The sequence below is a fragment of the Bradyrhizobium sp. Kon69 genome, assembly GCF_055807515.1.
This window is the reverse complement of record NZ_JBVVOS010000429.1, coordinates 1-257: the sequence shown is the minus strand read 5'-3', so window position 1 is coordinate 257 and position 257 is coordinate 1. Positions and strand designations below refer to the sequence as shown.

The following is a 257-nucleotide window of genomic DNA, read 5'->3' as shown; positions in this document are numbered from 1 at the left end:
CCTTCTGCTCTTTGAACACGTAGCAATAGCTGACCGGATCAAAGCCGTCGTCCGCGCCGCTCCAGGCGTTGCAGACCGTCTGGAACATCGTCTTGCAGTAGCGCAGGTAGGTGAGCCATTGCTCGCGGTAGTGCTCGGGCTGGACCTGCGCGCCGGCGGATGGCGGCTCGAACTGCGGCGCGTCCTGCGCGGTCAGGAAGGTATCCAGGTCGTGCTGCGCGCCGATGGTGAAGGCGTCGCGACGCCGCCCCCTGGCG

The 257-nt window shown here is 66.5% G+C and carries 1 protein-coding gene; it reads right to left on the bottom strand.

What is annotated here, in order from left to right:
• Window positions 1-257: hypothetical protein (locus tag AC0L3U_RS39680; protein ID WP_473365163.1), on the bottom strand; the 257-nt coding region annotated here is incomplete at both ends.